Raw genomic sequence first — 23794 nt, 5'->3', positions numbered from 1 at the left:
ATGAGTATGCGGCCGGATGGAAATCCATTGGATTCCGTCCGGCCGCTTCCTTACGATCCCGCACCATGGAGCTGATTCAGCAGAGCCCGCAGATGTTCGCCTATCTGGCGGCGAGCGAGGCCATCGGCCACGACCATCCGCTGGTGCAGGAAACGACGGCCCGCCTCGCACTCGGCGCCGCGGATGCGTATTCATACGCCAAGGCGGCCTTCGAGTTCGTACGCGACACCGTCCCGCACTCGGCCGACTCTGGCGACATGCGGGTGACCTGGCGCTCCTCGGACGTCATCGAGCAGCGCACCGGCATCTGCTACGCCAAGGCGCACGCCCTGACGGCACTGCTGCGGGCCCGGGGGATCCCCGCCGGGCTGTGCTACCAACTGCTCGCCGCCGACGACGGCTCCAACCCGGTCATCCACGGTCTGGTCGCCGTGAAGCCACCCGGCCGGGGAGCGTGGGCGCGGCAGGACCCCCGGGGCGACAAGCCGGGGGTCGACGTTCGGTTCTCCCTCGACGGTGAGCGGCTGGCCTGGACCGTACGGCCCGAGTGCGGCGAAGTGGACTACCCGGGGCTCTACGCGGAACCGCATCCGGCTGTCCTGGACGTGCTGAGGGCAGCCCCCGACCGCCCGTACCTCTGGCGGACACTGCCCACCGGCCTGTGAGCCGGAAACGTTTCAGCGCACCTGCTCGGGGGTCGGCGCCGTGCCGCCCAGGTGTGCGGGCACCCACCAGGTGTCGTGCGCGTCCTTCGGGCGCACGGGATAGGCGCGCTGCGCCGCCTCCAGCAGCTCCTGCACCTGCTGACGCAGGCGACGGGTGAGGGCCCCGGCGTACTGGTCGGTGCGGGCCTCCACGGCCTCGCCGACCCGGATCGTCACCGGGATGTGGCTGCGGCGGAGATTGCGCGGCCGTCCCTTGGTCCACAGCCGCTGGGTGCCCCACAATGCCACCGGGATCAGCGGCACGCCGGCTTCCTGGGCCATGCGCACCGCCCCCGACTTGAAGCTCTTGAGAGTGAACGACTGCGAGATGGTGGCCTCGGGGAAGACTCCCACGATCTCGCCCTTGCGCAGTGAGTCCAGCGCATGGGCGTACGCGGCCTCGCCGTTCTCACGGTCCACCGGAATGTGCTTCATACCGCGCATCAGCGGGCCGGAGATCTTGTGTTTGAAGACGGAGTCCTTCGCCATGAAGCGCACCAGACGCTTCTGTGGCAGGGCGGCCATTCCGGCGAAGATGAAGTCCAGATAGCCGATGTGGTTGCTGACGAGCACCGCGCCGCCGGACCGTGGGATGTTCTCGGAGCCGCGTACGTCGATCTTCAGGTCGAGCGCCTTGAACATCGCGAGAGCGGTGCCGACGACCGGCCGGTAGACAAGCTCTGCCATCTGAAAGGGAGACCCTTCTCTGCTGCCTTGGGAGGGTTCTCCCGGCGGAAGTTACGCGGCCGTAAGTTTTCGGCGTTGCGCCGATCGTGCCTGATGTCGGGCAAAGTGGCCAGTCCTGGCGCCCTCGAAACGGGAGATTCTCGTCACGTCTACCCCGACCGGGCCCCACCGCGGTGCCGCCGTACATACGAGCGGGGTACGGTCGCGGGAATCCTCCCGGGCCGGTGAATGCCGGAGAGGGCGATGGCGGGACGTGGTGTGTGCGGCGGTGGACGCGGCGGCGAGCCCCTTCGGGCTGCTCCACCGGCGGATCAGCGGGAGGCTGGAAGTGCGCGGGCGCGACGGCGAGCGGAGGCTCGGCCCGGCCGAGCTGGGTGCGGAGCTGGGGGAGCGGGCCACGCTGGTCCAGTTCTCCAGCGCCTTCTGTCAGCCCTGCCGGGCGACCCGGCGCACCCTCGCGGAGGTCGCGGGCATGGTGGACGGGGTGGCGCATGTCGAGATCGATGCCGAGGCGCATCTCGGGCTCGTGCGCGAGCTGAACATCCTGAAGACGCCCACCGTGCTGGTGCTCGACACCTCCGGCCGCATCGTCCGGCGTGCCTCGGGGCAGCCCCGCCGGGCGGATGTCATCGCGGCGCTGGGTGAGGCCGTATGAGCTGCGAGTGACGCACCCCCCCCACATCGGGGCAGCGACTTGACTGCAACCACCACAGATCGCCAGGCTGACCGGGTGCCGCCATCAATCCTTCTCTTCGGGCGCCGTCACGTGGACCTCGCCCTTACCGCGAGCGCGTGCTGTCCAGGCCGCTGAGCAGCCACGACTCCGTACGCATCCTCCGTAGAAGGGCAATTCCATGACGGCTTCCCCCGACCTCGGCGCCCTCCGGCTCGCCTCGCCCGAACTCCTCCGCTCCGTCTTCCGGCAGCACGCGGCAGGCGTGGCCGTGATCACCGCCCAAGGTGACGACCGGCCGGCCGGCTTCACCGCGACATCCCTCACCTCCGTGGCAGCCGAGCCGCCGCTGATCTCGTTCGGCATCGGCACCGGCTCCTCCAGCTGGCCCGTCGTCGCCGGGGCGGCGCACGTCGGTGTGCACATACTCGGCGAGCATCAGAGTGAGCTGGCCGCCACCTTCGCCCGTAGCGGCGCCGACCGTTTCGCACCGCCCACCGCCTGGCACACCGGACCCGAGGGCGTGCCCGTACTGGACGGCGTACTGGCCTGGCTGGTCTGCCGGGTGGTGGCCCTCGTGCCGGCCGGGGACCATCGCGTCGTGCTCGCTCAGGCCGTGGTCGGGGACCTCTCGGGAGAGGGTCGGCCACTCCTTTATCACCAGGGACGTTTCAACGCCCTGAGGGACTGATAGATCCTGATTACGGAGCGTTGGAAAGGTCACAGTGTCAAGCGCTTGCTTACGGGGAGCGCACTGGGTGTACTGACGAGTAATATTCCGGTCGGAGCGCGGTTCGCCCCGACCGGGATGGGCCCCTTCAGGCGCCTATGCTGCCTCCGACAAGGCAGCCCAGTAATGACGATGCAGTAGGAGAGCCGGCGTGAGCTTGAGGATCGTTGTCTGTGTGAAGTACGTGCCCGACGCCACCGGCGACCGGCACTTCGCCGAGGACCTGACCGTCGACCGTGACGACGTGGACGGTCTGCTCTCGGAGCTGGACGAGTACGCGGTCGAGCAGGCGCTGCAGATCGCCGACGAGGCGGACGACGCGGAGATCACCGTGCTGACCGTCGGTCCGGAGGACGCCAAGGACGCGCTGCGCAAGGCGCTGTCGATGGGTGCGGACAAGGCTGTCCACGTCGAGGACGACGATCTGCACGGCACGGATGTCATGGGTACTTCGCTGGTGCTGGCCAAGGCGATCGAGAAGACCGGCTACGACCTGGTCGTCTGCGGCATGGCGTCGACGGACGGCACGATGGGCGTGCTGCCGGCGCTGCTGGCCGAGCGTCTGGGTGTTCCGCAGGTCACGCTGCTGTCCGAGGTCTCGGTCGAGGACGGTGTCGTCAAGGGCCGTCGTGACGGTGATACGGCGTCGGAGCAGCTGGAGGCGTCCCTGCCGGCCGTGGTGTCCGTGACGGATCAGTCGGGTGAGGCCCGTTACCCGTCGTTCAAGGGGATCATGGCGGCGAAGAAGAAGCCGGTGGAGTCCCTGGATCTGTCCGACCTGGAGATCGAGGCGGACGAGGTCGGCTTGGAGGGCGCCTGGACCGCGGTCGACGCGGTCGTGGAGCGTCCGGCCCGTACCGCGGGCACGATCGTCAAGGACGAGGGCGAGGGCGGCAAGCAGCTCGCTGCCTTCCTCGCGGAGCGCAAATTCATTTGAGGCAGCCTCGCGAGCCAGAAGTTCGTCCAGTCCCCGGCCCTTTCGCATTCGCAGGAGAGCAATCCCATGGCTGAAGTTCTCGTCTATGTCGACCACGTGGACGGTGCCGTCCGCAAGCCCACCCTGGAGCTGCTGACTCTGGCCCGCCGGATCGGTGAGCCGGTCGCGGTCGCCCTCGGTTCTGGTGCGGAGGCCACCGCCGGCACGCTGGCCGAGCACGGTGCGACCCGGGTGCTGACCGCCGAGGCCCCGGAGTTCGCCGATTATCTGGTCGTGCCGAAGGTGGACGCGCTGCAGGCCGCGTACGAGGCCGTCTCGCCGGCCGCGGTGCTGGTGCCGTCCTCCGCGGAGGGCAAGGAGATCGCCGCGCGTCTGGCGGTCCGGATCGGCTCGGGCATCGTCACCGACGCCGTCGACCTGGAGGCCGGCGAGCAGGGCCCGGTGGCGACCCAGTCGGTGTTCGCCGCGTCGTTCACCACCAGGTCCCGTGTCTCGAAGGGCACTCCGGTCATCACTGTGAAGCCGAACTCGGCGCCGGTCGAGGCCGCCCCGGCGGCCGGTGCGGTCGAGGCGCTGAGCGTGTCCTTCTCCGCGCAGGCCACCGGCACGAAGGTCGTCTCGCGTGTGCCGCGTGAGTCGACGGGCCGTCCGGAGCTGACCGAGGCCGCGATCGTGGTCTCCGGCGGCCGTGGTGTGGGCGGTGCGGAGAACTTCGCGGTCGTGGAGGCGCTGGCCGACTCGCTCGGTGCCGCGGTGGGCGCGTCGCGTGCGGCGGTGGACGCGGGCTGGTACCCGCACTCCAGTCAGGTCGGCCAGACCGGTAAGAGTGTGTCGCCGCAGCTGTACATCGCGACGGGTATCTCGGGTGCGATCCAGCACCGGGCGGGTATGCAGACGTCGAAGACGATCGTGGCGATCAACAAGGACGCCGAGGCGCCGATCTTCGATCTGGTCGATTACGGCGTGGTCGGTGACCTGTTCGAGGTCGTCCCGCAGCTGACCGAGGAGATCAAGACCCGCAAGGGCTGACCCTCCATACGACCGGGCCCGGGGCCGCGCGGTGAACTCACCGCGCGGCCCCGCCCTTCTACTGCTGAACGCGCGAGCGCGCTCCCGGCCCCCGCATGCGCATCAGCTTCGACGGGATCAGCTGGCCCGTGACAGTACGTAGGGTTGCGCCCCGTTCCGCGCACCCCGTCGTAGGCACACGACACAACATTCCGCACTCACGCGGTCGATGCTCCCTGCCCGCACTCGACCCACAGCAGCTTGCCGCTCTCCCCGAAGCGGCCGCTCGCGCCGAGTAGGTACGCGCCCCAGTTGTCGGCGCAGTGCTGTACGAGGACCAGGCCGCGACCGTGTTCGTCGGTGTCCGGTGGCTGGGCGACCGCGCCGTCGCGGAAGGGCGGTGGAATGTCGGGGTTGTTGTCCCACACGCTGACCCGCAGCCGGTCGGGTTCCATGGCGCGGAGGCGGAGGGTGTACGGCCCGTCGGAGTGCAGGTAGGCGTTGGTGACCAGCTCGCTGGCCAGCAGTTCGGCGTCGGCAGCCAGGTCGGCCATGCCGTGGGTGGCGAGCACCGCGCGGAGGGTCACACGGGCCACGCCGGGGGCGCGGGGGTCTTGTGGGAGTTGGAGTGTGTAGGCCCAGGGCGGAGATACGGTGGTCATGGAAGTCTCCGATCACGGAGGGATGTTGTGGAGGGTCTCGCGGTTGCCCGGTGGCTCTGCCGATCCGTCGACCGGTGCACTTCCAGGAGAGTGGCCTAGGTCACAGACTAGCGAGCTCGCTTAAAGTGTTTAGCGGTTTCGGTTGAATTAGTAATAGGGCCACTCATGTGGGTGACCTCCTGCACCGAGGGAGACCTGTCCATGCCCTTGAGAAGCGCCCCGACGGCCCGTCAACTCCGGCTTGCCGCCGAGCTGCGCAAGCTCCGTGAGCGTGCAGGCCTCAGTGCGACCGAGGCAGCCAGGCTGCTGGGCATCAAGCAGACACAGATCAGCAACATGGAAGCGGGGCGATTCGGAGTGAGCCCCGAGCGCATCCGCATGCTGGCCTGCCACTACGACTGCTCGGACACCGCTCTGGTCGAGGCGCTCATCGGCATGACAGGGGAGCGCAAGCGCGGCTGGTGGGAGGAGTATCGCGAGATCCTCCCCAGCGCCCTGCTCGACCTCGCCGAGCTGGAACACCACGCCCGTCGGCTGCGGGGATCCATCTGCTCCCACATTCCCGGGCTGCTCCAGACCCCTGAGCATGCCCGGGAGGTCTTCCGTCAAGGGGTCTCGGAGCTGTCCCCGCCCGATGTGGAGCACCGCGTCTCCTTCCGCATCAAGCGGCAGGCGATCCTCTACCAGGACACACCCGTGCCCTACCAGGCGATCGTCCACGAGGCAGCGCTGCACATGAGGGTCGGCGGGAGGAGCATTGCCCGGAAGCAGCTTCAGCACCTGCTCGACATGAGCGAGCACGAGCACATCACCGTCCAGGCCATCCCTTTCGAAGTGGGCGCCTTCCCGGGCTCAGGTCAGTCGATCTACTACGCGCACGGACCGGTTCCGCAGCTGGACACCGTCCACCTCGATCAGTCGCACGGGCTGATGTTCCTGGACGCCGAGGCACAACTGCAGAAGTATCGAACCCTGTTCGGCCGGCTGAAGGCAGTGATGCTCACCCCGGCCAAGGCCAGGGATCTGATCCACGGCATCGCTCAGAACCTGTGAAGGGAACCCCAGTGACCTCGTACCTATGGCAGAAATCCTCGTACTGCTCGGAGGGCGACTCCTGCCTGCACGCCGCTGCTACCCCTGACAGCACCATCAAGCTCACCGAAAGCGCCGACCCGGCACGGGTCATACTCTCCACCACCCCCACGACCTGGGCCGCCTGGCTCCAAGCCATCAAAGAAGGCCAGAACCCCGCGGCTGGAATCGAGGTCGAGGCCGTCCCCTGCGAAACCACCCGGATCCGGTCGGCCGCCGCGCCGGACGAGGTCGTCACGACGACTCACGAGAAGTGACGCACCTGATCGCGGCGGCAAGGCCGTGGTGCGGGGGCCGGTAGCGCCGGCGCCGCGCCCGCGCGTGGGAGTTGTGGCGACGGGGGCCCAGTCAACGGCCCCGCCCCACCGCCGCGCCAGCGGGGAGAGGCCGGACGCAAAGGCAGCATCACCGCCAGCGATGCTCGTTGTGCAAGCCTGTCGCTTTAGCGACGGGTAGTTGACGATCCGTCCCATACACCCAGCCGCTTGAGCCGGCGTTGGCGGAGCCGCTCTGCGGCAGCCGTGAGTCCGAAGACAAGTCCCGTGATCAGCCCGAAGAACACAGCGAACAGGGGATTGTCGGGTTCCTCTTCACTCGACACCATCAAGAAGAAGAGCGTGAAGGGAACAGCCGCGTAGAGAGCGGCGCCGATCGGGTGTCGGGCCACCCATTTCTGGAGCCGGGTTGGGCGCCGCTGCCCACCCAGGGCCCGATCCAGTGCCCAGAACGCATCCCCCAGAGACCGCCGCCAGTTCGCCATGGCAGAAGGATAGGCGGCCGATCGGCTGCCCCCTGACCCGAGGGCGCATGCCCCGCAGTTCCTGCGGCCACCATTCGTCAATGACTTTCGCCGCTGAGCAACGGCTCCCACCGCGCCCATTGGGTATTGCTCACATCGCCTCATTCAACCGCTGGCTGCGGGCGTCACGGCGTCATTACGGGGACACCCTCAGGGCGGTTGGCGAGCAGCGCTGCGATGTGGTCGGCGCAGCGGAGGGCCGCCTCGGCCATGGCGCTTCGGGTCATTCCGGCGACATGCGGGGTGAGCAGGGCGTTGGGCAGGCCGAAGAGCGGCGAGGTGAAGGCGGCGTGCTCATGGGCGAAGGTGTCGACGGCGGCGGCCGCCAGTGGGTGTGCCGGGTCGCGCAGCACGTCGGCCAGCGTCTGCTCGTCGACGATCCCGCCCCGGGAGGTGTTCAGCAGGACCGATCCCGGTCGCATCAGCGCCAGTTCCGCCCGGCCGATCAGTTGCTGGGTCTGCGGGGTGAGCGGAAGGTGCACGGACACCACGTCGCTGGTGGCCAGGAGGGCGCCGAGCGACTCCGTCCGGCGTACCGGCGCCCCTGTCGGGCGCCGGGAGAAACCTTGGACGGCCATGCCCAGGGCCCTTGCCCGGTCTGCCAGCGCCAGGCCGATCCGCCCCAGCCCGACGATGCCCAAGGTCAGCTCCGACAGCTCGAGGGCGGGGGCGGCCGGTGCGTTCCAGCGGCCGTGGTGCGCGGCCTCGTTGTGTGCCGGCAGGTTCCTGGTCAGGGCGAGCAGTTGGGCCAGGGCGAACTCCGCGACCGCGTTTGCGTTGGAGCCCGGGGTATGGGTGACGGTGACGCCGTGGCGGGCTGCGGCAGCCAGATCGACGTGGTCGGTGCCCGCCCCGGCCCGGCCGATCACCCGGAGCCGATGGGCCAGTGCGGGTTCGGTCGCCGCCGCGAGGAATCCGGCACGCAGCGGGACACCCGCGCGGGACTTGACCGCGTGGTAACCGAGCCCGCCCCGGCCGATCTCGGTGATCAGGGTCGGCTCGTCGAAGAGGTCGAAATCGGTGAAGTCCACCAGGCCCGCCCACGTCGCCCGCGCGCTCGCCCGGTCGGTCACCCGTCGGAGGTTCAGCGTGACGGCCAGCCCGTGCCCGACCAGCCGCTCCAGCTCGAGATCGAGCAGCTCCCCAGGAGCCGCGTCCAGCAGCAGAACGTGCTTCCGCTCCATGAAACGTCCCATCCCCGCCTGCGAACTTTCCGGGGTCCAGAGGCCGGCAGCGAAAAATCGGCGTATCAGGCTGCGGCCATCGGCTGTGCCATGAGCAGGACGCCGCAGGCGCGCGAGACGAACACGGCAAGGCGGGCGACGACGGCCGCCCCGGCGCGGCCGGCCGAGGTCGTACCGATGTCCGCGATCCCCAGGGGCGACCAATGCGGCTGTCAGATGCCGACGGCCTCCAGCAGGAGGTGGAGGTCGAAGGCGGCATCGGCGACGGACCAGGCCGCGGCGGTGAGGACCGCCGCGGTGGCGGCCATGAGTGCGGGGTGGCGGCGGAGCGGCGGGGCGAGGAGGGCGGCGACGCGGCGGGGTACCGGGCCCGCCCCGGAGAGCGGGTTGCGGCGGCCGAGAACGCCGAGAATGCCGAGGGCCGCGCGCGGGATCCGCGCTCGGGCGGGGGAGTGGTGCGCGGCGAGGGCGGCCTTGCCGACAGTGCGGGCGACCCGGGTCCGGTCACCGGTGGCGGTGGCTGCGTGTTCGTCGGCCCACCGTTCGATGGTGTAGGTGACGGCGTTGGCGAGCGGCCGCACCAGCGGGTTGGCCGCGGCGCCGAGCTGGGCGAGGGCGACGAAGAGATAGTGGTGCGCCGCCAGATGGGCCCGCTCGTGCGCGAGCAGAATGTCGCGCTCCTTCTCCTCCAGGGTGTGGAGCATGCCGGTGGAGACGACGACGCGGCCCGGCAGCCCGGGCAGCGCGAAAGCCTCCGGGACCGCGTCGTCGACGACGACGAGCCCGTCGGTCGTGGGCATGCACGCGGCTTCCAGCGCGGCGGCGGCCAGTGAGCGGGCGCGCTGCCAGAGCATGCGGGCCGCAGTGATGACCGATCCGCCGAGCAGCAAACCGGCGATCAGGGCGATGGACAGCTCGGCCGGGTCGTTTTGCTGCGCGGCGAGGGTCGACCAGTGCCCGAGGCCGGCGAGCAGCGGGATGCGGAGCAGACCGGTGGCGGCCAGCAGGCCGAGCGAGAGGGTGCTCGTCGCCGCCAGCACCAGGGCCGAGACGGTGAGCAGCCAGGTGGCCAGGCGGGGCTCGCAGCGTTCGGGAAGTACCCGCGCGCCGATCGGGGCGAGCACGGACAGCAGCAGCGGGAGGTAGACGGCGATGTGCATCCAGGCGGGACCTTATCGGCCGGGGTCCTGGTCGGGGCCGAGCAGTTGGCGCAGCAGGTCCGCGTCGGTGGCGGACAGGCCGTCGGCGAAGCGGGCCAGGACGGCCTCACGGTCGGGGCGCTCCTCCAGGACGGTGCGCATGCGGCGGGCGGCGAACCCGGGATCGTCCGTGACGGGCGCGTAGGCGTAGGCGCGGCCGCGCGGAGTGCGGCTGAGCAGCTCCTTGGCGTGCATACGGCTGAGAATCGTCACCACGCTGCTGTAGCTCAGCCCGTCGCCGAGGCGCTCGGTGACCTCGCCCGGTGTCAGAGCGCCCTCGGCTCGCTGCAGCAGGCCGAGGATCTCGGCCTCGCGCTCGCCGTTGGCCCGTTTGGGGCCCCGCTCCTGCGCATTCGCGCCCATGGGTTTGTCGTTCCCTCTCTCGTCTTCTACATTCGTGTAGAACTTCTATGGGCGTGTAAAAGACACCGCCCTCCCGAGTGTGCCATGCGCCCTGTCTCCCGGACAGCGCAGGGCAGGAAAGGACCCCGGGTGCCCCAGGCGCTCAATCCGCTCGATGCCACCTCACTGCTGACGGCGCTCGGCGCCGTCGGCGTCTTTCTGGTGCTGTTCGCCGAGACGGGCCTGCTGGTCGGGTTCTTCCTGCCCGGTGACTCGCTGCTGTTCACCGCCGGCCTGCTGTGCACCACCGGGGCCGGTGGCGTACATCTGTCGCTGCCCGGCGTCCTGATCGCCGCCGTGGCGGGGGCGCTGCTCGGTGCCCAGACCGGCTACCTGATCGGTCGCCGCGCCGGAGGGGCGCTGCTGGCCCGTACCCGCAACCGGCATCTGCTGGACGGCGCGGTCCGGGCCGAGGAGCTTCTCGCCCGCTACGGCCACGGCAAAGCCATCGTCCTGGCCCGCTTCATCCCCATGGTGCGCACGGTGCTCAACCCGCTGGCCGGGGCCCTGAAGGTACCCGCGCGCACCTTCACCCTCTGGCAGGTCGCCGGCGGACTGGTGTGGACGGTCGGCCTGGTGTTCGCCGGTTACGCCCTGGGGTCGAGCATCCCCAACGTCGACCGCTATCTGCTGCCCATGGTCGGGCTCATCGTCGCCGTCTCCCTGGTGCCGCTGGCCCTGGAAGTGGTGCGCTCCCGCCGTCGCGCCCGCACCACCACGGAGCCGCCTCGGTGAGGGCACTGTCCCGGCCGGCCGCGGGCGACGCCTGCGCCCGCCCGCGCACCCTGGCCGCGGAACCCCGTCGCACACGTCGCATCACAACTCCTGCGCGCCATTCCGCCGAACCACGCATGCCCGCCCCGTCCGCCCCACCGCAGAGATGGACCCCATGAGTGCTATCAGCGTCACCCAGGCCGCCGTCCTCGGCATCGTGGAGGGGGTGACGGAGTTCCTCCCGGTCTCCTCCACCGGGCACCTCAAGATCACCGAGGGGCTCATGGGCATCCCGGTCGACGACACCGCCGTCGTCGGTTTCACCGCCGTCATCCAGGTCGGTGCCATCGCCGCGGTGCTCCTCTACTTCTTCAAGGACATCGTGCGGATCGTCTCCGCCTGGGGCCGGGGGCTCGTCAACCGTGAGGAGCGCTACCACCACGACTACAAGTTCGCCTGGTGGGTCATCTTCGCGACCATCCCGATCGTCGTCGTGGGCCTGGTCGCCAAGCCTCTCGTCGAGGGACCGCTGGCCTCGCTGTGGGTGGTGGCCGGCTCCCTGATCGTCGGATCCGGTGTGATGTGGGCGGCCGACCGGATGGGCCGGCACAAGCGCGGCGAGGACGACACCGGCTTCAAGGACGCCATGCTGGTGGGCTCCTCGCAGATCCTCGCTCTGCTCTTCCCCGGCTTCTCCCGCTCGGGCGCCACCATGTCCACCGCCCTCATGCTGGACCTGGACCGCGTCGCGGCCACCCGGCTCTCCTTCTTCCTCGGCATCCCGGCGCTCACCGGCGCGGGCCTGTACGAACTCAAGGACGCCGTTGGTGCCGGAGTCGGCTTCGCGCCGCTGGCCGTCGGCACCGCCGTCTCCTTCGTGGTGGCCTACGCCTCGATCGCCTGGCTGCTGAAGTTCGTTGCCCGGCACTCCTTCAACGCCTTCGTGATCTACCGGATCGTCGTCGGCGTGCTGCTCTTCGGTCTGCTGACCACCGGCGTGCTGACCACATGACCGCACCACAACGCACCGGCCGCGTCCGCTCGCCGCGGCCGGTCCGATGCGGCAATTGCTACGTTTTTGGATGTGACGACAGTGCAGCGCACCCCTGCCTGCGAGACACCGCGCCGGGGTCGCGGGCGCAGGGCAGGAGACAAAAGGCCGGGGCCGCGTGGTCAACTCGCCACGCGGCCCCGGCCTTTCGCTGTCAGACGTTGCGCCGGTACTGGCCGCCGACCTCGAAGAACGCCTCGGAGATCTGCTGCAGCGAGCACACCCGCGCGGCGTCCACCAGTACGGCGAAGACGTTGGCCCCCGTCGTGGCGGCCTCCTTCAGGCGGGCCAGGGCGGCCTCGGCCTGGTCCTGGTGGCGGGCCTGGAAGTCCTGTACCCGGTCCAGCTGGGACTGCTTCTCCTCCTCCGTGGCGCGGGCCAGTTCGACGGACGTCTGGACCTGCTCACCGCCGGGCTTGCGGAAGGTGTTGACGCCGATGATGGGCAGCGAGCCGTCGTGCTTGCGCTGCTCGTACAGCATGGACTCGTCCTGGATACGGCCACGCTGGTAGCCGGTCTCCATGGCGCCGAGCACACCGCCGCGCTCGCTGATCCGCTCGAACTCGGCGAGTACCGCCTCCTCGACCAGGTCGGTGAGCTCGTCGATGACGAACGAGCCCTGCAGGGGGTTCTCGTTCATCGCCAGGCCCCACTCGCGGTTGATGACGAGCTGGATGGCCAGCGCCCGCCGCACGGAGTCCTCGGTCGGGGTGGTCACCGCCTCGTCGTACGCGTTGGTGTGCAGGCTGTTGCAGTTGTCGTAGATGGCGATGAGCGCCTGCAGCGTCGTGCGGATGTCGTTGAAGTCCATCTCCTGCGCGTGCAGGGAGCGGCCGGAGGTCTGGACGTGGTACTTGAGCTTCTGGCTGCGCTCGCCGGCTCCGTACCGCTCCCGCATCGCCACGGCCCAGATGCGCCGGGCGACCCGGCCGAGGACCGAGTACTCCGGGTCCATGCCGTTCGAGAAGAAGAACGACAGGTTCGGGGCGAAGTCGTCGATGTTCATGCCCCGGGCCAGGTACGCCTCGACGTAGGTGAAGCCGTTGGCGAGGGTGAAGGCGAGCTGGCTGATCGGGTTCGCCCCGGCCTCGGCGATGTGGTAGCCGGAGATCGAGACGGAGTAGAAGTTGCGTACGCCCTGCTCGATGAACCACTCCTGGATGTCGGCCATCATCCGCAGGCTGAACTCGGTGGAGAACAGACAGGTGTTCTGGCCCTGGTCCTCCTTGAGGATGTCGGCCTGCACTGTGCCACGGACGCTGCTCAGCGTCCGGGCCCGGATCTGCTCCGCCTCGTGCGGTTCGGCGGGGCGGCCGTGCTCGGCGGCGAAGACGTCCAGCTGCTGGTCGACCGCCGTGTTGAGGAAGAACGCCAGGATCGTCGGCGCCGGCCCGTTGATGGTCATGGAGACCGAGGTGGTCGGTGCGACGAGGTCGAAGCCCTGGTAGAGGTCCTTCATGTCGTCGAGGGTGGCCACGGACACGCCGGACGTGCCGACCTTGCCGTAGACGTCGGGGCGCAGGTCGGGGTCGCGGCCGTAGAGGGTCACCGAGTCGAAGGCCGTGGACAGCCGGGTGGCCTCGCTGTCCTTCGACAGGTAGTGGAAGCGTCGGTTGGTGCGCTTCGGGTCGCCCTCACCGGCGAACATACGCGCCGGGTCCTCGCCCTCCCGCTTGAACGGGAAGACGCCGGCGGTGAACGGGAAGCGGCCGGGCAGGTTCTCCGCGCGCAGGAAGCGCAGCAGCTCGCCGTGGTCGGTGTAGCGCGGGAGCGCCACCCGGCGGATGGGGTTGCCGGACAGTGACTCGCGGACCAGCCGGGTGCGCAGCTCGCGGTCCCGTACGGTCACCACCAGCTCGTCGCCCGAGTAGGCCCGTACGGTCTCGGGCCACTCCTCCAGGAGACGGCGGGAGGCCGGCGCGAGCCGGTCCCGGGCGTCGTCCAGGAGCCGGGCGACATCGGCGGAACCCGCCTCCGCGCCGGCCGCGTCCAGCTCGTCGCGGACCGAGGTCAGGGCCTGGATCCGCCGGGCCGCCTCGGACTGGGCGGCGGTGTCGGCGTGGTAGCGACGTACGCCCTCGGCGATTTCCGCGAGGTACCGCACCCGTGCCGGGGGCACGATCTGGGCCGCGCCGCTGGAGTGACGCACCGACACCTCGGCGAGGGCTCCGGCCTGCGCCGGGAGACCGCGCTCGGTGAGCAGGCCGCGCAGGTGCTGGTAGAGGGCGGTGACGCCGTCGTCGTTGAAGGTCGCCGCGCTGGTGCCGTAGACCGGCATGTCCTCGGGGCGCGAGCTGAACGCCTCCCGGTTGCGGACCAGTTGACGGCTGACGTCCCGCATGGCGTCCTGGGCGCCGCGACGCTCGAACTTGTTGATGGCCACGACATCGGCGAAGTCGAGCATGTCGATCTTCTCCAGCTGCGAGGCCGCGCCGAACTCGGGCGTCATCACATACAGCGAGATGTCGACGTAGGGGACGATGGCGGCGTCGCCCTGTCCGATGCCCGGGGTCTCCACGATGACCAGGTCGTATCCGGCCGCCTTGCAGGCGGCGATCGTGTCCTGCAGGCCGTCGGGGACCTCGTGGCTGCCGCGCGTGGCGAGCGAGCGGAAGAAGACCCGGTCGCCGTCCAGGCTGTTCATCCGGATACGGTCGCCCAGCAGCGCACCGCCGCCACGTCGTCGGGTGGGATCGACGGCCAGGACGGCCACGCGCAGCTTGTCCTGCTGGTCGGTGCGCAGCCGCCGTACCAGCTCGTCGGTGAGCGAGGACTTGCCCGATCCGCCCGTGCCGGTGATTCCCAGAACCGGGACCGGGCGCGCGGCAGCCGCCTCGCGCAGCGTGTGCAGGTCCGCCTCCGGGACCGCGCCCGCCTCCAGGCCGGTGATCAGCCGCGCGAGCGCCGGACGCTCCCCGGCGAGGACGGCCGTGAGACCGGCCGGGGCCACGTCCCAGAGCGCGCTGTCGCACTCCTCGACCATCGAGTTGATCATGCCGGCCAGGCCGAGGCGCTGGCCGTCCTCGGGGGAGAAGATGCGCACGCCGGAGCGGGCGAGCCGCTCGATCTCCTCGGGGACGATGACGCCGCCCCCGCCTCCGTAGACCTTCACATGGCCGGCGCCGCGCTCGCGGAGCTGCTCCATCAGGTACTCGAAGTACTCGATGTGCCCGCCCTGGTAGGAGCTGACGGCCACGCCCTGGACGTCCTCCTCCAGGGCCGCGTTCACCACCTCGCCGACCGAGCGGTTGTGCCCGAGGTGCACCACCTCCGCGCCCTGGGACTGCAGGATGCGCCGCATGATGTTGATCGAGGCGTCGTGCCCGTCGAAGAGGCTCGACGCGGTGACGAACCGTACGGGATGCTTCGCTCGGTACAGCTGCGCGGCTGCGTTGTCAGCGGACACGCTTTCCTCCATATGACCGTCTGCCGCGGTCACGGACCGCGCGTACATCTGGTCACCGTCGGTAAGTTACTAGGATGTCCTAGTAAATCGCTGGAGGGGGGTGCCGGGCAAGTCCCGGCCTCCCGTGGTGTGAGTCACTCCTGGTGTCTTCGGCGGGTCGGGGCCGCTGACGAGTCCGTCAGCGGCCCCGGAGCGCCCGCTCCTTACAGCAGCGGGCGCCGTGCAGCGGACAACGTGAGGGAGAGCACCCAGGTCTGGGCGGAGAGTGCCTCGACGTCCCGGCGGGAGAGCGTGCCGGTCTGCACCGTGCGCCCGGGGGCCGCGCCGTCCACCCCGGACCCGCGGAGCTGCTCCAGCTGGGCGGCCGAAGGCGGCTCCGCGAGTCGTACGAGGACGGACAGTTCCCGGGCGTCCGGAGCGCTCTCCTTGGCGTCGATCGCCGCGGCGAGGGAGGCGTCGAGTTTGCGATAGTCCATCAGCCGATGGTCACACGCTCACAGGTGGGTGGCCTTGAGCAGCCCGTGACCCCACTTGGGGTTGAAGGCTCCGGGCGTGCCGCCCGGAATCGTGGCATTCGCCCTCAGCATGTCCAGGAACTTACGGGGATCGCAGCCCGGGTCGCGCTGGAGCAGCAGCGCGGCAATCCCGGCGATGAACGGCGTGGCCATGCTGGTCCCCTGCATGGCCACATGGCCCACACTCGTGATGAGGCTGCGGGGCATGTCGACGGTGTCGCGGGACAGCGCCGAGATGACCATTGCGCCCGGGGCGGTGATGTCCGGCTTGGGCGCCCCGTCCCGGCGCGGGCCCTCGCTGCTGAAGCCGGCGATGTCGTCGAGCCGCAGCCCCAGGGCCTCCCGGTCGTTCCCGTCGATGTCCCGCCACTCCTTGCGCGTGGTGAAGGCGGCGACGGTGATCGCCGAGGAAGCGGCACCGGGGGATCCGACCTTGATCGCATCGTTCACGGCGGGGCCGCTGAACTGCGGCTGCGGCCGGGCCTCCGGGCGGCCGAGAATCCATACGTCGACCTGGCTCGTGCCTCTGCCGCCCGGCGCTCCGCGGACCAGCAGCTGCCACGTGCCGGGAGAGGTGCCGGGTCCGGGCTCCACGACCACGACGAAGTTGTGGTCCCCGTTGGCCGGGTCGGGACCCGGGGTGACGATCTGGACCTTGCCCTCGGGCAGGTCGAAGTTGCTCACCGGCGTGCCGGAAGTGCGGACGGGCTGGAAGGGAGTCGTGGCCCCGGACGGGGACGCCATGGCGATCTCGAGACGGTCGTTGCCCGGGTACCAGCCGTTGAGCCAGAAGATGTCCGCCCCGCCCAGGAAGCTGCCGGGGTGGCAGGGGACCGAGCGGACGGCGCCGTCCGTGACGGTGAACCGGGCGTGGAGGTCGTCGTCCCCCTCGTTGCCGGCGGCGCAGCACACGATCCTGCCCGGGCCCGTCTCCTCCTCGATGGCGAGGGACATCGGGTCGGTGCCGTCATGGGGATCGAAGTGCCCGCCCAGGCTGAGGTTGACCACCGCGGGCAGATCGAGGTCGCGCGCCACCCGGAAGATGTACTGGATACCGTCGATGATGTGCGCGTCCTGGAAGTCCGTCTTGACCATGACGATACGCGCCTCGGGGGCGACGCCGTCCACACCCGCGGCGATGCCGGCGACATGGGTGCCGTGGCCTTCGGTGTCGCGGGACAGGGTGGCCATCGTCATCCCGGCATTGGTGAACTCCGCACCGTACTTGCCCTCCGGAACACCGGTACCGCCGAGCATCGTCTGGTCCCAGATCCGGTCGATCCGTCCCGAGAACGCCGGGTGCAGGGGGTCGATACCGCTGTCGACGATGCCGACGACGACGCCCTTGCCGGTGAGTCCGGTGTTCAGCCGGAACTCCGGCACGGCGACCTTCGCCTGTGCGAGGTTCAGGCAGGGGCGCAGCTGCGTGGCCGGCACGATGCGCTTGACGCCGGGGTGCATGGAGAGCCGCTGGAGTTCGTCCAGGGGGACGATGGCGGTGCGCACCCTTCTGCCGCCCTGGTTGAGCTCGATCCCGTCGCTCAGACTGCCTTCCAGAGTGGCGTCGGGATCGCACTCCAGCGAGACCACGACACGCACCGGCTTCGCTTCCTCCCGTACGGAGACGAGGCCGAGCATCCGGGCCTGGCGCGTGAGCGGGCTTCGCGCGCGGCCCTCCTGCTGGTAGCGCTCGTACGTCGCCGCCAGTGCGGGCGACAGCTTGGTGTAGTCCATGACCTGTTTCCCTCAGCGTTCGTCGAAGGCCGTTCCGGCCGCAGTCGCCCCCAGCCTCGGCCGCCCGCGGCGGCACCGCACGGCGGGAACCGCCATCCGGGCGGCCGGGACCATCCGTCGCGCCGTGTCCGACCGCTCCGGCCATGGCCTACCGTGTGGCCGGTGAAGACGCAGGGGAAGCGGGCCTTGCGGCTCCGGCTGGGCGTGGCGGCGGCTGCGGCCGTCGCGTCGGGGACGATCGGCGGCTGGGCGTATGCGAGGGCCGGCGGGTCGGCGGGTGACGTGGCGCGGGACCTGGCCGTGGGCTGGGCGTACGCGGCCGCGGGGATCGTGGCCTGGTGGCGCCGGCCCGCGAACCGCACCGGCGTGCTGATGGCCGCCGAGGGGATCACCTGGTTCCTCGGCAATCTGCAGGGCACCGGAGTGCCCGCGCTCTTCGCCGCGGGCGCCTGGTGGGAGGGGCTCAATGCGGCCGTCCTCCTCCACCTGGTGGTCTCCTTCCCCGACGGACGGCTCACCACGGTGCCGACCCGGCGCCTGGTGTTCTTCGGGTACGGGCTCGTCGCCGTGGGCGGACTGCTGCGGGCGTTGACGTTCGATCCGGCCGTCGCGACCGGCACCACCTATCTGGACTGCCGCGACTGCGGCCCCAATCCGCTGCTGGTCCCCGGAGCCACATACCTCTTCGACTACGTCGACGGCGCCTTCCGCGCCGTCGGCTTCGTGGTGTCCATGGTGATGGTGGCGCTGATCGTACGCCGCTGGCAGCGCGCCTCCGTCGCACGGCGGCGAGCGCTCCTTCCGGCCTGGATCGCCATCGCCATCGCGACGTCCTTCCTCGTCTGGGACCTGGTGCTGTATCTGCTGCCCACCCTGAGCGGGCCGGCCCAGGAGGCGTTCTACCTGCTCTCCGACCTCACCCAGACCGCGGTGCCCATCGCCTTCCTCGCCGGTCTGCTGCGGATGCAGCTCCAGCGGGCCGAGGTGAGCGGCCTCGTCATAGAGGTGGGCGCCGACCCCGACCCGGGACGGCTGCGCGAGGCCCTCGCCCGAGTGCTCGGCGACCCCACGCTGCGGCTCGCACTGTGGCACGAGGAGCAGGACGCGTACCTCGACAGCGACGGCCGGACGGTACGCGCCGCCGGCGCCGGCTGCACCCGGGTCGACTCCTCCCGCGGCACCGCGCTGGCGCTGCTGAGACACGATCCGGCGCTCGCCGAGGACCCCGAGCTGCTGGAGGCCGTGGCCGCGTCCCTACGGCTGGCGCTGGAGAACGTCTGGCTGCGCAATCGCGCCAAGGAGGTCACCTCGCGCATCGTCCGCGCCGCCGACACCGAACGCAAGCGGCTGGAACGGGACCTGCACGACGGTGCCCAGGCCCGCCTGGTCTTCGCGCTGATGGCGCTGCGCCGGGTGGACAAGGGCCTCGCCGACCACCCGGACGACTCACTGCGCCGCTCCGTCGCCGAGGTCGAGCGCAGTCTGAAGCTCGCCCTGGAGGAGCTGCGCGGCATCGCACACGGCATCCACCCGGCCGTCCTCACCCGCGAAGGCCTCGGCCCCGCACTCATGGCGCTGGCGGAGCAGGCCGAACTGCCGGTCGTGGTCGCGGCCGAGCCCCGGCGCTACGACCCGGTCGTCGAGTCCACGGCATACTTCACCGTCTGCGAGGCCCTGTCCAACGCCGCCAAGCACGCGCGGGCGAAGGCGGTCAGCGTCTCCGCCCGGTACCGCGACGGCAGACTGGTGATCGAGACGGTCGACGACGGCATCGGCGGCGCCGACACCGCGCGCGGCACCGGGCTGCTCGGTCTCGCGGACCGGCTCGCCGCCGTCGACGGCGTCCTTCACGTACACAGTCCCGTCGGCGGCGGGACCAGGATCAGAGCGGAGCTGCCGTGCGGGTGATCGTGGCCGAGGACTCGGCGATTCTGCGGGAGGGGATGGTCCGGCTCCTCACCGACGAGGGCTTCGAGGTGCCCGCGCACTGCGGCGACACGGTCCCGCTGCTCGGCCTGGTCGCCGCGCACCGGCCGGACGCCGTCCTGCTGGACATCAGGATGCCCCCGACCCACACCGACGAGGGCATCCGCGCGGCGGCCGCCATCCGCGCCGGCCACCCGGGTACAGGCGTGCTGCTGTTGTCGCAGTACGTCGAGACAGCCGGCACCGTACGCGCCCTCGCCCAGGACCCGCACGGCTTCGGCTACCTGCTCAAGGAACGTATCTCGGACATCGACGAACTCGGCAGTGCCCTGAAACGCGTCGCCGCCGGGGGCACCGTCGTGGACCCAGCGGTCGTCGCCCGGCTGATGGACGCACCACGCGCCCCCGGCCCGCTCGACGGGCTCACCGCCAGGGAGCGCGAGGTGCTCGCGCTGATGGCCGAGGGACGGTCCAATGAGGCCATCGCGCAGCAACTGGTCATCGGCGGCAAAACGGTGGAGACGCATGTACGGAACATCTTCACCAAGTTGCTGCTGGAGGCGGACCTCATGGACCATCGCCGGGTGATGGCCGTGCTGACGTATTTGCGTGCCTGACCGGCATATGCCTCGGCTGTCCGCTCCGGGGACGACGTTCCCCCAAGTACCCCCGTGTATGCCGTCCACGGAGCGGTGCCGGTGAAGTCCACGCTAGACGTGCCGGAAGCCCAGGGCATCAGGGTCAGCCCTGAGACCCGGATCCGGGTCGTCCAGGGACGCCCTCAGGACGGTGTCCCCGGATCGGTGTAGCGGAGCAGCGCCCCCACCCCGTCCTGCAGCGGCAGCACCTGCTCCGGTACGACGACCAGTTCGGCGCCGGTACCCACGAGGGCCCGGACCAGGGCCTCCTCGGCACGCTCCTCGTGAGGTGCCCGCACGCCGAACGAGCTCAGCTCCTCCTCGGTCAGGGCCAGCTGGGTGGGCTCCGGGCCCGCCCAGAGGCGTAGCGAGGACTCCGGGGGGTGGTTCAGCAGCAGCGCCGAGACCTGGCCGCGCTGGAGGGCGGCGACGGTGGCGGCCAGGCCCTCGGCCATGGCCCCGTCCCGGGCCCGCCGCGCGATGAACTTCTCCACGAGGGCCCAGTCGTGCCGGGCCATGTGGCCGCGGAACACACTGTCGAGCTGCGGCTCCAGCAGGGCCCGCCCGGTGTCCGTGGGCGTCGGGCCCCCGACACGTACGACCCGGTGGTGCAGCCTCTCCGGCAGCCGGCGGGCCAGCACATTGCACGCCCAGTCGTCCCCGCCCAGGACGACGGCGTCGGCGTGGTCGCGTCGTGCCCACTGGTCCAGCCGATGGCCGAGCCGGACGGCGGAACGGTGCCACTCGCCCACCGGCACCCGCTGATGCAGCCGCTCACCCGGGGTGACAGTGGAGGCGGGCCACACGCCGGTCTCGGCCTCCACCGTCACCCAGCCCACGGTCTCGGCGGTGGGCAGACCGCTGTAGTGCACGACCGCCGCCAGATAGGGGATCTCGGGCACATGCTGGGCCACGAGCGGCATCGCGTCCGGCAGCGTGCCGTAGCGCGCGGAGTCGTGCGTCGGCGGCACCGGCAGCTCCCCGTCGAACACCAGGGTTCCGTGCGCGGCGAAGATGGCCTGCCCGTGGGTCCCGGGCACTTCCGTGTCCGCCCCCACCACCTGCTCCATGGCGGTCAGCGAGGCCCGGTCGATGCCCTGACGGGCCAGGACGTCGCGCAACCGCCGCCAGCGCAGCGCGATCGCCCGCTCCGGATGCTGGACGTCGCGGGAGGTGTCCAGGTACACGGAGGCGAACGGGCCCGGCTCGGCGTAGAGGGGCTCCAGGAACGACAGCCTCATCGCCACTCCTCGTCGATCAGTCGATCGTCGGTCGTCCCCCCTCCTTCGATGATGGGGCCCGCCCCGCTGTGAAAACAGGGCCGCCCCGGGAGGAGGCGCCCGGCGCCGGCATGGCCGCCGTCCCGACCTGGCCCGTCCCGTCCCGTCCGGGCCTGGCCCGTCAACCTGGCCCGTCCCGTCCCGTCCGGGCCTGTCCCGTCCGGGCCTGGCCCGTCCCGTCCCGGCCAGGCCCACGTCGTCCGCGGGTGTACCCGGCCACCGGCAATGCCACGGTCAGGCAGAGCCGCTGCGGTCGGCCGCAGTACTGAGCCCTCAACTGCGTGGTACGACTGCGAGATCGATGCCCCGCGGCACAATTCCTCGCCACTGTGCGGAGCTCGCCACGCGGTGTGCCCAGGGGCTGCTGACATCCCGGAATCACTCGTCCACCTGCGCGAACGCGCCGCCGAGGGGCGCACGGTCACCGTACGCCCGGAACGGTCTGTGTCAGCCCGTGATCCGCGGCGCCCAGTCCACGGCCGACACCGGCCGGCCGTCCCGGTCCAGTACCCCGGCCAGTTCACGCGCCCAGCCGGTCAGCCCTTCGACATCGATCCCGTACGGCCGTACGTCCCGGAACGCCGCGATCGACTCGGCACCCCGGGCCAGCAGCGCCGAGCCCCCTGCCGCATTGCCCCGGGCCGCGTGCGTCAGCCCCACCGCGAGCTGGGCCAGCCCCTTCCACAGTCCGGCCTCCGCCGCGGGCCCGGTCTTCCACGCGTCCTCGAACACTTCGTGCGCATGGAAGGGCATCCCCGCGTCGAGCAGCCGCTGCGCCTCCCGCACCGTCTCCGCGGGGGAGCGGACCACCCCTTCGGGCTGCCGGGCCACGCCCGGCGCACCGTAGGGCAGCGGCCGTCCCAGCCCGTCACGAGGACGTGCACTGCGCGCCCGGCCCTGCGCATCGCGGTCCCGCTGCACGCTGTTCATGCACCGATTCTCACACCAATTGACGGGCCGCGAGGCGATGGAGTCGGACTCCCGCCCGGAATGTTGTATGGTTCTCATGCGCGTTCGGCCAGGGGAAACCCCAGGTCAGAGCGGGCACCGGGACGTGGCGCAGCTTGGTAGCGCACTTGACTGGGGGTCAAGGGGTCGCAGGTTCAAATCCTGTCGTCCCGACAGTGATGTCGCACTTCAGGGGCCGTTTGCGAACGGCCCCTGAAGCGTTTTTGGGAGCGCTCTGGGAGCCCTCTTCCGCTCCCAGAGCTCCCACCGACCCGGGTAGGCGTCAACCTGGGATTGACCGGGGGTCGCCCGATCCGGTCGCTCCCCGGCCCGCGGACCGGCAGCGATGGCTTTGACTCGGTAAAGGGGCCGGCTCGCTCCCATCCGCCAAGTGTGGTCCTCCTCGCCGACCCCCTTTCGCTTCGGTCAAAGACCCCTTGGCCGGCCACCGTCCTCGCCCACCTCCATGGCCGCACCCCCTGAGTCGCAAAGTCTTGAACGCATGGTGCCTCGTCACCGCAGGTCACGGGGGTCGGACTCGCGCGGGCGCGCCGTCACAGATCAGGCGCTGTGACCCCTTGACCGCGGCGCCGGCGCCGTACGCGGCAGCTGGATGCCCCGCGCAATCGACTGGGGCAGCTTGCAAGGTGGGGTAGAGAGGCAGAGGAGTGGGGGTTCTATTCGGAGGGGCGAGTTGACCGGGAGCCCACGGATCGCGGCACTCAGCGCCGAGTTGGAGCTGGCTCTGCCGTAGGTGCCGTCTGACGGATGTGGGCGGAAACCCAACTGCTCTCCCGCAAAGCACTGCTCTGTAAGAGGCTCGTCCATCACCAGTACGAGTGAACGTCGGCGCTGCGGCGTCGGCTGCGCTTTGCGTTAACCGTCACCACGGGCTGTAGAAGATCTCAGGCTCTGCAGCCCCGCGAAATGCTCCAGGACCGGGCATGCTGGCTCTCGCTACGTCACGAGAACGCTGAGCTGGCTGATGCGCTCACGCCGTCTGGTGCGCGACTACGAGACACTGCCCGCCATGCATCAGGCCATGCTGTGGTCCATGACCATGCTCATGAGCGGCCGCCTGGCCGGACGCCGGCCAGGCGCCGTCAGCGGGCCGACGTCCCGAGCGGGGTGAACACCCCCGGCCGCATCTGGAGCGCCCCCCGCTCCACCAGGCGTTTCGCCTTCGACCGCAGCCCCTCGACCTTCGCCGGGACCACGTCGAGGCCCAGAGCCACGGCCAACCGCTGGCACCGCATACCCTCCCGGCCCGCTTCCGACCCCAACACGGACATGATCCGCTGGCAGTCCGCAGGCAGGACCGACGCTGTCATACCCTCGGCCCGCCGCGGCACCACCGACCCCGCCACCGCGCTCACCACCGGCCCCGCGACCGTGGACGGCGGCTCGGCCAGCACCTTGGCCACCACACGGGCATCGGCCAGCCGCGGCAACCTGCTCTCAGCCTCGCCGAGCGCCGACCGCACCCGCTCGGCCTCCTCCCGCAG

General features: G+C 70.5%; 23 protein-coding genes and 1 tRNA gene. 12 read left to right on the top strand and 12 right to left on the bottom strand.

Features of this window, described 5'->3' with window-relative positions; genetic code table 11:
- Window positions 1-65: 65 nt before the first annotated feature.
- On the top strand, window positions 66-665 hold the full coding sequence (locus ABD858_RS02925; RefSeq protein ID WP_345034343.1) for a transglutaminase-like domain-containing protein: 600 nt from the start codon (window positions 66-68) through the stop codon (window positions 663-665).
- 12 nt (window positions 666-677) lie between these two features.
- Here the strand turns inward: ABD858_RS02925 and ABD858_RS02920 are convergent, their stop codons facing one another.
- The gene (locus ABD858_RS02920; protein ID WP_345034342.1) at window positions 678-1391 is read right to left on the bottom strand and encodes a lysophospholipid acyltransferase family protein; all 714 of its coding nucleotides are present in this window, start codon (window positions 1389-1391) and stop codon (window positions 678-680) included.
- Between the two features lie 253 nt (window positions 1392-1644).
- Between ABD858_RS02920 and ABD858_RS02915 the strand changes: the two genes are divergently transcribed.
- From ABD858_RS02915 to ABD858_RS02900, 4 genes are all read left to right on the top strand, one after another.
- Window positions 1645-2046, top strand: coding sequence for a thioredoxin family protein (locus tag ABD858_RS02915; protein WP_345034341.1), 402 nt, complete (start codon window positions 1645-1647; stop codon window positions 2044-2046).
- 199 nt (window positions 2047-2245) lie between these two features.
- On the top strand, window positions 2246-2755 hold the full coding sequence (locus tag ABD858_RS02910; RefSeq protein ID WP_345034339.1) for a flavin reductase family protein: 510 nt from the start codon (window positions 2246-2248) through the stop codon (window positions 2753-2755).
- 190 nt (window positions 2756-2945) lie between these two features.
- Complete coding sequence (locus tag ABD858_RS02905) at window positions 2946-3731, top strand: electron transfer flavoprotein subunit beta/FixA family protein (RefSeq protein ID WP_345034338.1); 786 nt, start codon at window positions 2946-2948, stop codon at window positions 3729-3731.
- Between the two features lie 66 nt (window positions 3732-3797).
- On the top strand, window positions 3798-4760 hold the full coding sequence (locus ABD858_RS02900) for an electron transfer flavoprotein subunit alpha/FixB family protein (RefSeq protein ID WP_345034335.1): 963 nt from the start codon (window positions 3798-3800) through the stop codon (window positions 4758-4760).
- A gap of 197 nt (window positions 4761-4957) precedes the next feature.
- Here the strand turns inward: ABD858_RS02900 and ABD858_RS02895 are convergent, their stop codons facing one another.
- On the bottom strand, window positions 4958-5401 hold the full coding sequence (locus tag ABD858_RS02895; protein WP_345034333.1) for an ATP-binding protein: 444 nt from the start codon (window positions 5399-5401) through the stop codon (window positions 4958-4960).
- 201 nt (window positions 5402-5602) lie between these two features.
- Between ABD858_RS02895 and ABD858_RS02890 the strand changes: the two genes are divergently transcribed.
- Together ABD858_RS02890 and ABD858_RS02885 are read left to right on the top strand one after the other, a co-directional pair.
- Window positions 5603-6454 carry a helix-turn-helix domain-containing protein gene (locus ABD858_RS02890; RefSeq protein WP_345034331.1) on the top strand — a complete coding sequence of 284 codons (852 nt, stop codon included), beginning with the start codon at window positions 5603-5605 and terminating at the stop codon, window positions 6452-6454.
- An 11-nt stretch (window positions 6455-6465) separates the two neighbouring features.
- Entirely contained in the window at window positions 6466-6750 is a 285-nt protein-coding gene (locus ABD858_RS02885; RefSeq protein ID WP_345034330.1) for a DUF397 domain-containing protein, read from the top strand.
- A gap of 185 nt (window positions 6751-6935) precedes the next feature.
- Here the strand turns inward: ABD858_RS02885 and ABD858_RS02880 are convergent, their stop codons facing one another.
- From ABD858_RS02880 to ABD858_RS02865, 4 genes are all read right to left on the bottom strand, one after another.
- Window positions 6936-7253, bottom strand: coding sequence for a DUF6404 family protein (locus ABD858_RS02880; protein ID WP_345034329.1), 318 nt, complete (start codon window positions 7251-7253; stop codon window positions 6936-6938).
- A gap of 164 nt (window positions 7254-7417) precedes the next feature.
- Window positions 7418-8476 (bottom strand): NAD(P)-dependent oxidoreductase, encoded by a 1059-nt coding sequence (locus tag ABD858_RS02875; protein WP_345034327.1) that lies wholly within the window; start codon window positions 8474-8476, stop codon window positions 7418-7420.
- A 212-nt stretch (window positions 8477-8688) separates the two neighbouring features.
- Window positions 8689-9636 carry a M56 family metallopeptidase gene (locus tag ABD858_RS02870; protein WP_345034324.1) on the bottom strand — a complete coding sequence of 316 codons (948 nt, stop codon included), beginning with the start codon at window positions 9634-9636 and terminating at the stop codon, window positions 8689-8691.
- Between the two features lie 12 nt (window positions 9637-9648).
- A complete protein-coding gene (locus tag ABD858_RS02865) occupies window positions 9649-10038 on the bottom strand; it encodes a BlaI/MecI/CopY family transcriptional regulator (RefSeq protein WP_345034323.1) in 390 nt (129 codons plus the stop codon).
- A 129-nt stretch (window positions 10039-10167) separates the two neighbouring features.
- Between ABD858_RS02865 and ABD858_RS02860 the strand changes: the two genes are divergently transcribed.
- Both ABD858_RS02860 and ABD858_RS02855 read left to right on the top strand, forming a co-directional pair.
- Window positions 10168-10812 carry a DedA family protein gene (locus ABD858_RS02860; RefSeq protein ID WP_345034321.1) on the top strand — a complete coding sequence of 215 codons (645 nt, stop codon included), beginning with the start codon at window positions 10168-10170 and terminating at the stop codon, window positions 10810-10812.
- 154 nt (window positions 10813-10966) lie between these two features.
- Complete coding sequence (locus ABD858_RS02855) at window positions 10967-11803, top strand: undecaprenyl-diphosphate phosphatase (protein WP_345034320.1); 837 nt, start codon at window positions 10967-10969, stop codon at window positions 11801-11803.
- A 193-nt stretch (window positions 11804-11996) separates the two neighbouring features.
- Here ABD858_RS02855 and icmF read toward each other — a convergent pair whose 3' ends face one another.
- The 3 genes from icmF to ABD858_RS02840 all read right to left on the bottom strand — a co-directional run bounded on the left by icmF (window position 11997) and on the right by ABD858_RS02840 (window position 17497).
- The gene (gene icmF, locus ABD858_RS02850) at window positions 11997-15248 is read right to left on the bottom strand and encodes a fused isobutyryl-CoA mutase/GTPase IcmF (RefSeq protein ID WP_425586141.1); all 3252 of its coding nucleotides are present in this window, start codon (window positions 15246-15248) and stop codon (window positions 11997-11999) included.
- A 203-nt stretch (window positions 15249-15451) separates the two neighbouring features.
- Window positions 15452-15724 (bottom strand): hypothetical protein, encoded by a 273-nt coding sequence (locus tag ABD858_RS02845; protein ID WP_345034319.1) that lies wholly within the window; start codon window positions 15722-15724, stop codon window positions 15452-15454.
- A gap of 18 nt (window positions 15725-15742) precedes the next feature.
- Window positions 15743-17497, bottom strand: a complete 1755-nt coding sequence (locus tag ABD858_RS02840) for a S8 family peptidase (RefSeq protein ID WP_345034318.1) — start codon at window positions 17495-17497, stop codon at window positions 15743-15745.
- A 162-nt stretch (window positions 17498-17659) separates the two neighbouring features.
- Here ABD858_RS02840 and ABD858_RS02835 point away from each other — a divergent pair, with 162 nt between their 5' ends.
- Both ABD858_RS02835 and ABD858_RS02830 read left to right on the top strand, forming a co-directional pair.
- Window positions 17660-19405, top strand: a complete 1746-nt coding sequence (locus tag ABD858_RS02835; protein ID WP_345034317.1) for a sensor histidine kinase — start codon at window positions 17660-17662, stop codon at window positions 19403-19405.
- Entirely contained in the window at window positions 19402-20040 is a 639-nt protein-coding gene (locus tag ABD858_RS02830; protein WP_345044230.1) for a response regulator transcription factor, read from the top strand. The genes ABD858_RS02835 and ABD858_RS02830 overlap by 4 nt, the downstream gene beginning before the upstream one ends.
- Window positions 20041-20204: 164 nt before the next feature.
- On the opposite strand, the gene ABD858_RS02825 is transcribed toward ABD858_RS02830, so the two are convergent.
- Together ABD858_RS02825 and ABD858_RS02820 are read right to left on the bottom strand one after the other, a co-directional pair.
- Complete coding sequence (locus tag ABD858_RS02825) at window positions 20205-21302, bottom strand: baeRF2 domain-containing protein (RefSeq protein WP_345034315.1); 1098 nt, start codon at window positions 21300-21302, stop codon at window positions 20205-20207.
- A gap of 486 nt (window positions 21303-21788) precedes the next feature.
- Window positions 21789-22271, bottom strand: a complete 483-nt coding sequence (locus tag ABD858_RS02820) for a DUF309 domain-containing protein (RefSeq protein ID WP_345034312.1) — start codon at window positions 22269-22271, stop codon at window positions 21789-21791.
- A gap of 118 nt (window positions 22272-22389) precedes the next feature.
- Between ABD858_RS02820 and ABD858_RS02815 the strand changes: the two genes are divergently transcribed.
- Window positions 22390-22463, top strand: a tRNA-Pro gene (locus ABD858_RS02815).
- A 929-nt stretch (window positions 22464-23392) separates the two neighbouring features.
- Here the strand turns inward: ABD858_RS02815 and ABD858_RS02810 are convergent.
- Window positions 23393-23773: a hypothetical protein gene (locus tag ABD858_RS02810; protein WP_345034311.1), complete on the bottom strand. Its 381-nt coding sequence runs from the start codon at window positions 23771-23773 to the stop codon at window positions 23393-23395.
- Between the last annotated feature and the right edge of the window lie 21 nt (window positions 23774-23794).

The sequence above is a fragment of the Streptomyces sannanensis genome (assembly GCF_039536205.1).
Classification (GTDB): domain Bacteria; phylum Actinomycetota; class Actinomycetes; order Streptomycetales; family Streptomycetaceae; genus Streptomyces; species Streptomyces sannanensis.
The sequence above is the reverse complement of the archived record's forward strand: the minus strand, read 5'-3'. Positions and strand labels throughout refer to the sequence as shown.

Excerpts from the sequence above, each read along its gene's own strand:
- ABD858_RS02925 (WP_345034343.1), top strand. The coding sequence starts at position 66 with ATGGAGCTGATTCAGCAGAGCCCGCAGATGTTCGCCTATCTGGCGGCG.
- ABD858_RS02920 (WP_345034342.1), bottom strand. The coding sequence starts at position 1,391 with ATGGCAGAGCTTGTCTACCGGCCGGTCGTCGGCACCGCTCTCGCGATG.
- ABD858_RS02910 (WP_345034339.1), top strand. The coding sequence starts at position 2,246 with ATGACGGCTTCCCCCGACCTCGGCGCCCTCCGGCTCGCCTCGCCCGAA.
- ABD858_RS02900 (WP_345034335.1), top strand. The coding sequence starts at position 3,798 with ATGGCTGAAGTTCTCGTCTATGTCGACCACGTGGACGGTGCCGTCCGC.
- ABD858_RS02895 (WP_345034333.1), bottom strand. The coding sequence starts at position 5,401 with ATGACCACCGTATCTCCGCCCTGGGCCTACACACTCCAACTCCCACAA.
- ABD858_RS02890 (WP_345034331.1), top strand. The coding sequence starts at position 5,603 with ATGCCCTTGAGAAGCGCCCCGACGGCCCGTCAACTCCGGCTTGCCGCC.
- ABD858_RS02880 (WP_345034329.1), bottom strand. The coding sequence starts at position 7,253 with ATGGCGAACTGGCGGCGGTCTCTGGGGGATGCGTTCTGGGCACTGGAT.
- ABD858_RS02875 (WP_345034327.1), bottom strand. The coding sequence starts at position 8,476 with ATGGAGCGGAAGCACGTTCTGCTGCTGGACGCGGCTCCTGGGGAGCTG.
- ABD858_RS02870 (WP_345034324.1), bottom strand. The coding sequence starts at position 9,636 with ATGCACATCGCCGTCTACCTCCCGCTGCTGCTGTCCGTGCTCGCCCCG.
- ABD858_RS02865 (WP_345034323.1), bottom strand. The coding sequence starts at position 10,038 with ATGGGCGCGAATGCGCAGGAGCGGGGCCCCAAACGGGCCAACGGCGAG.
- ABD858_RS02855 (WP_345034320.1), top strand. The coding sequence starts at position 10,967 with ATGAGTGCTATCAGCGTCACCCAGGCCGCCGTCCTCGGCATCGTGGAG.
- ABD858_RS02845 (WP_345034319.1), bottom strand. The coding sequence starts at position 15,724 with ATGGACTATCGCAAACTCGACGCCTCCCTCGCCGCGGCGATCGACGCC.
- ABD858_RS02840 (WP_345034318.1), bottom strand. The coding sequence starts at position 17,497 with ATGGACTACACCAAGCTGTCGCCCGCACTGGCGGCGACGTACGAGCGC.
- ABD858_RS02825 (WP_345034315.1), bottom strand. The coding sequence starts at position 21,302 with ATGAGGCTGTCGTTCCTGGAGCCCCTCTACGCCGAGCCGGGCCCGTTC.
- ABD858_RS02820 (WP_345034312.1), bottom strand. The coding sequence starts at position 22,271 with ATGAACAGCGTGCAGCGGGACCGCGATGCGCAGGGCCGGGCGCGCAGT.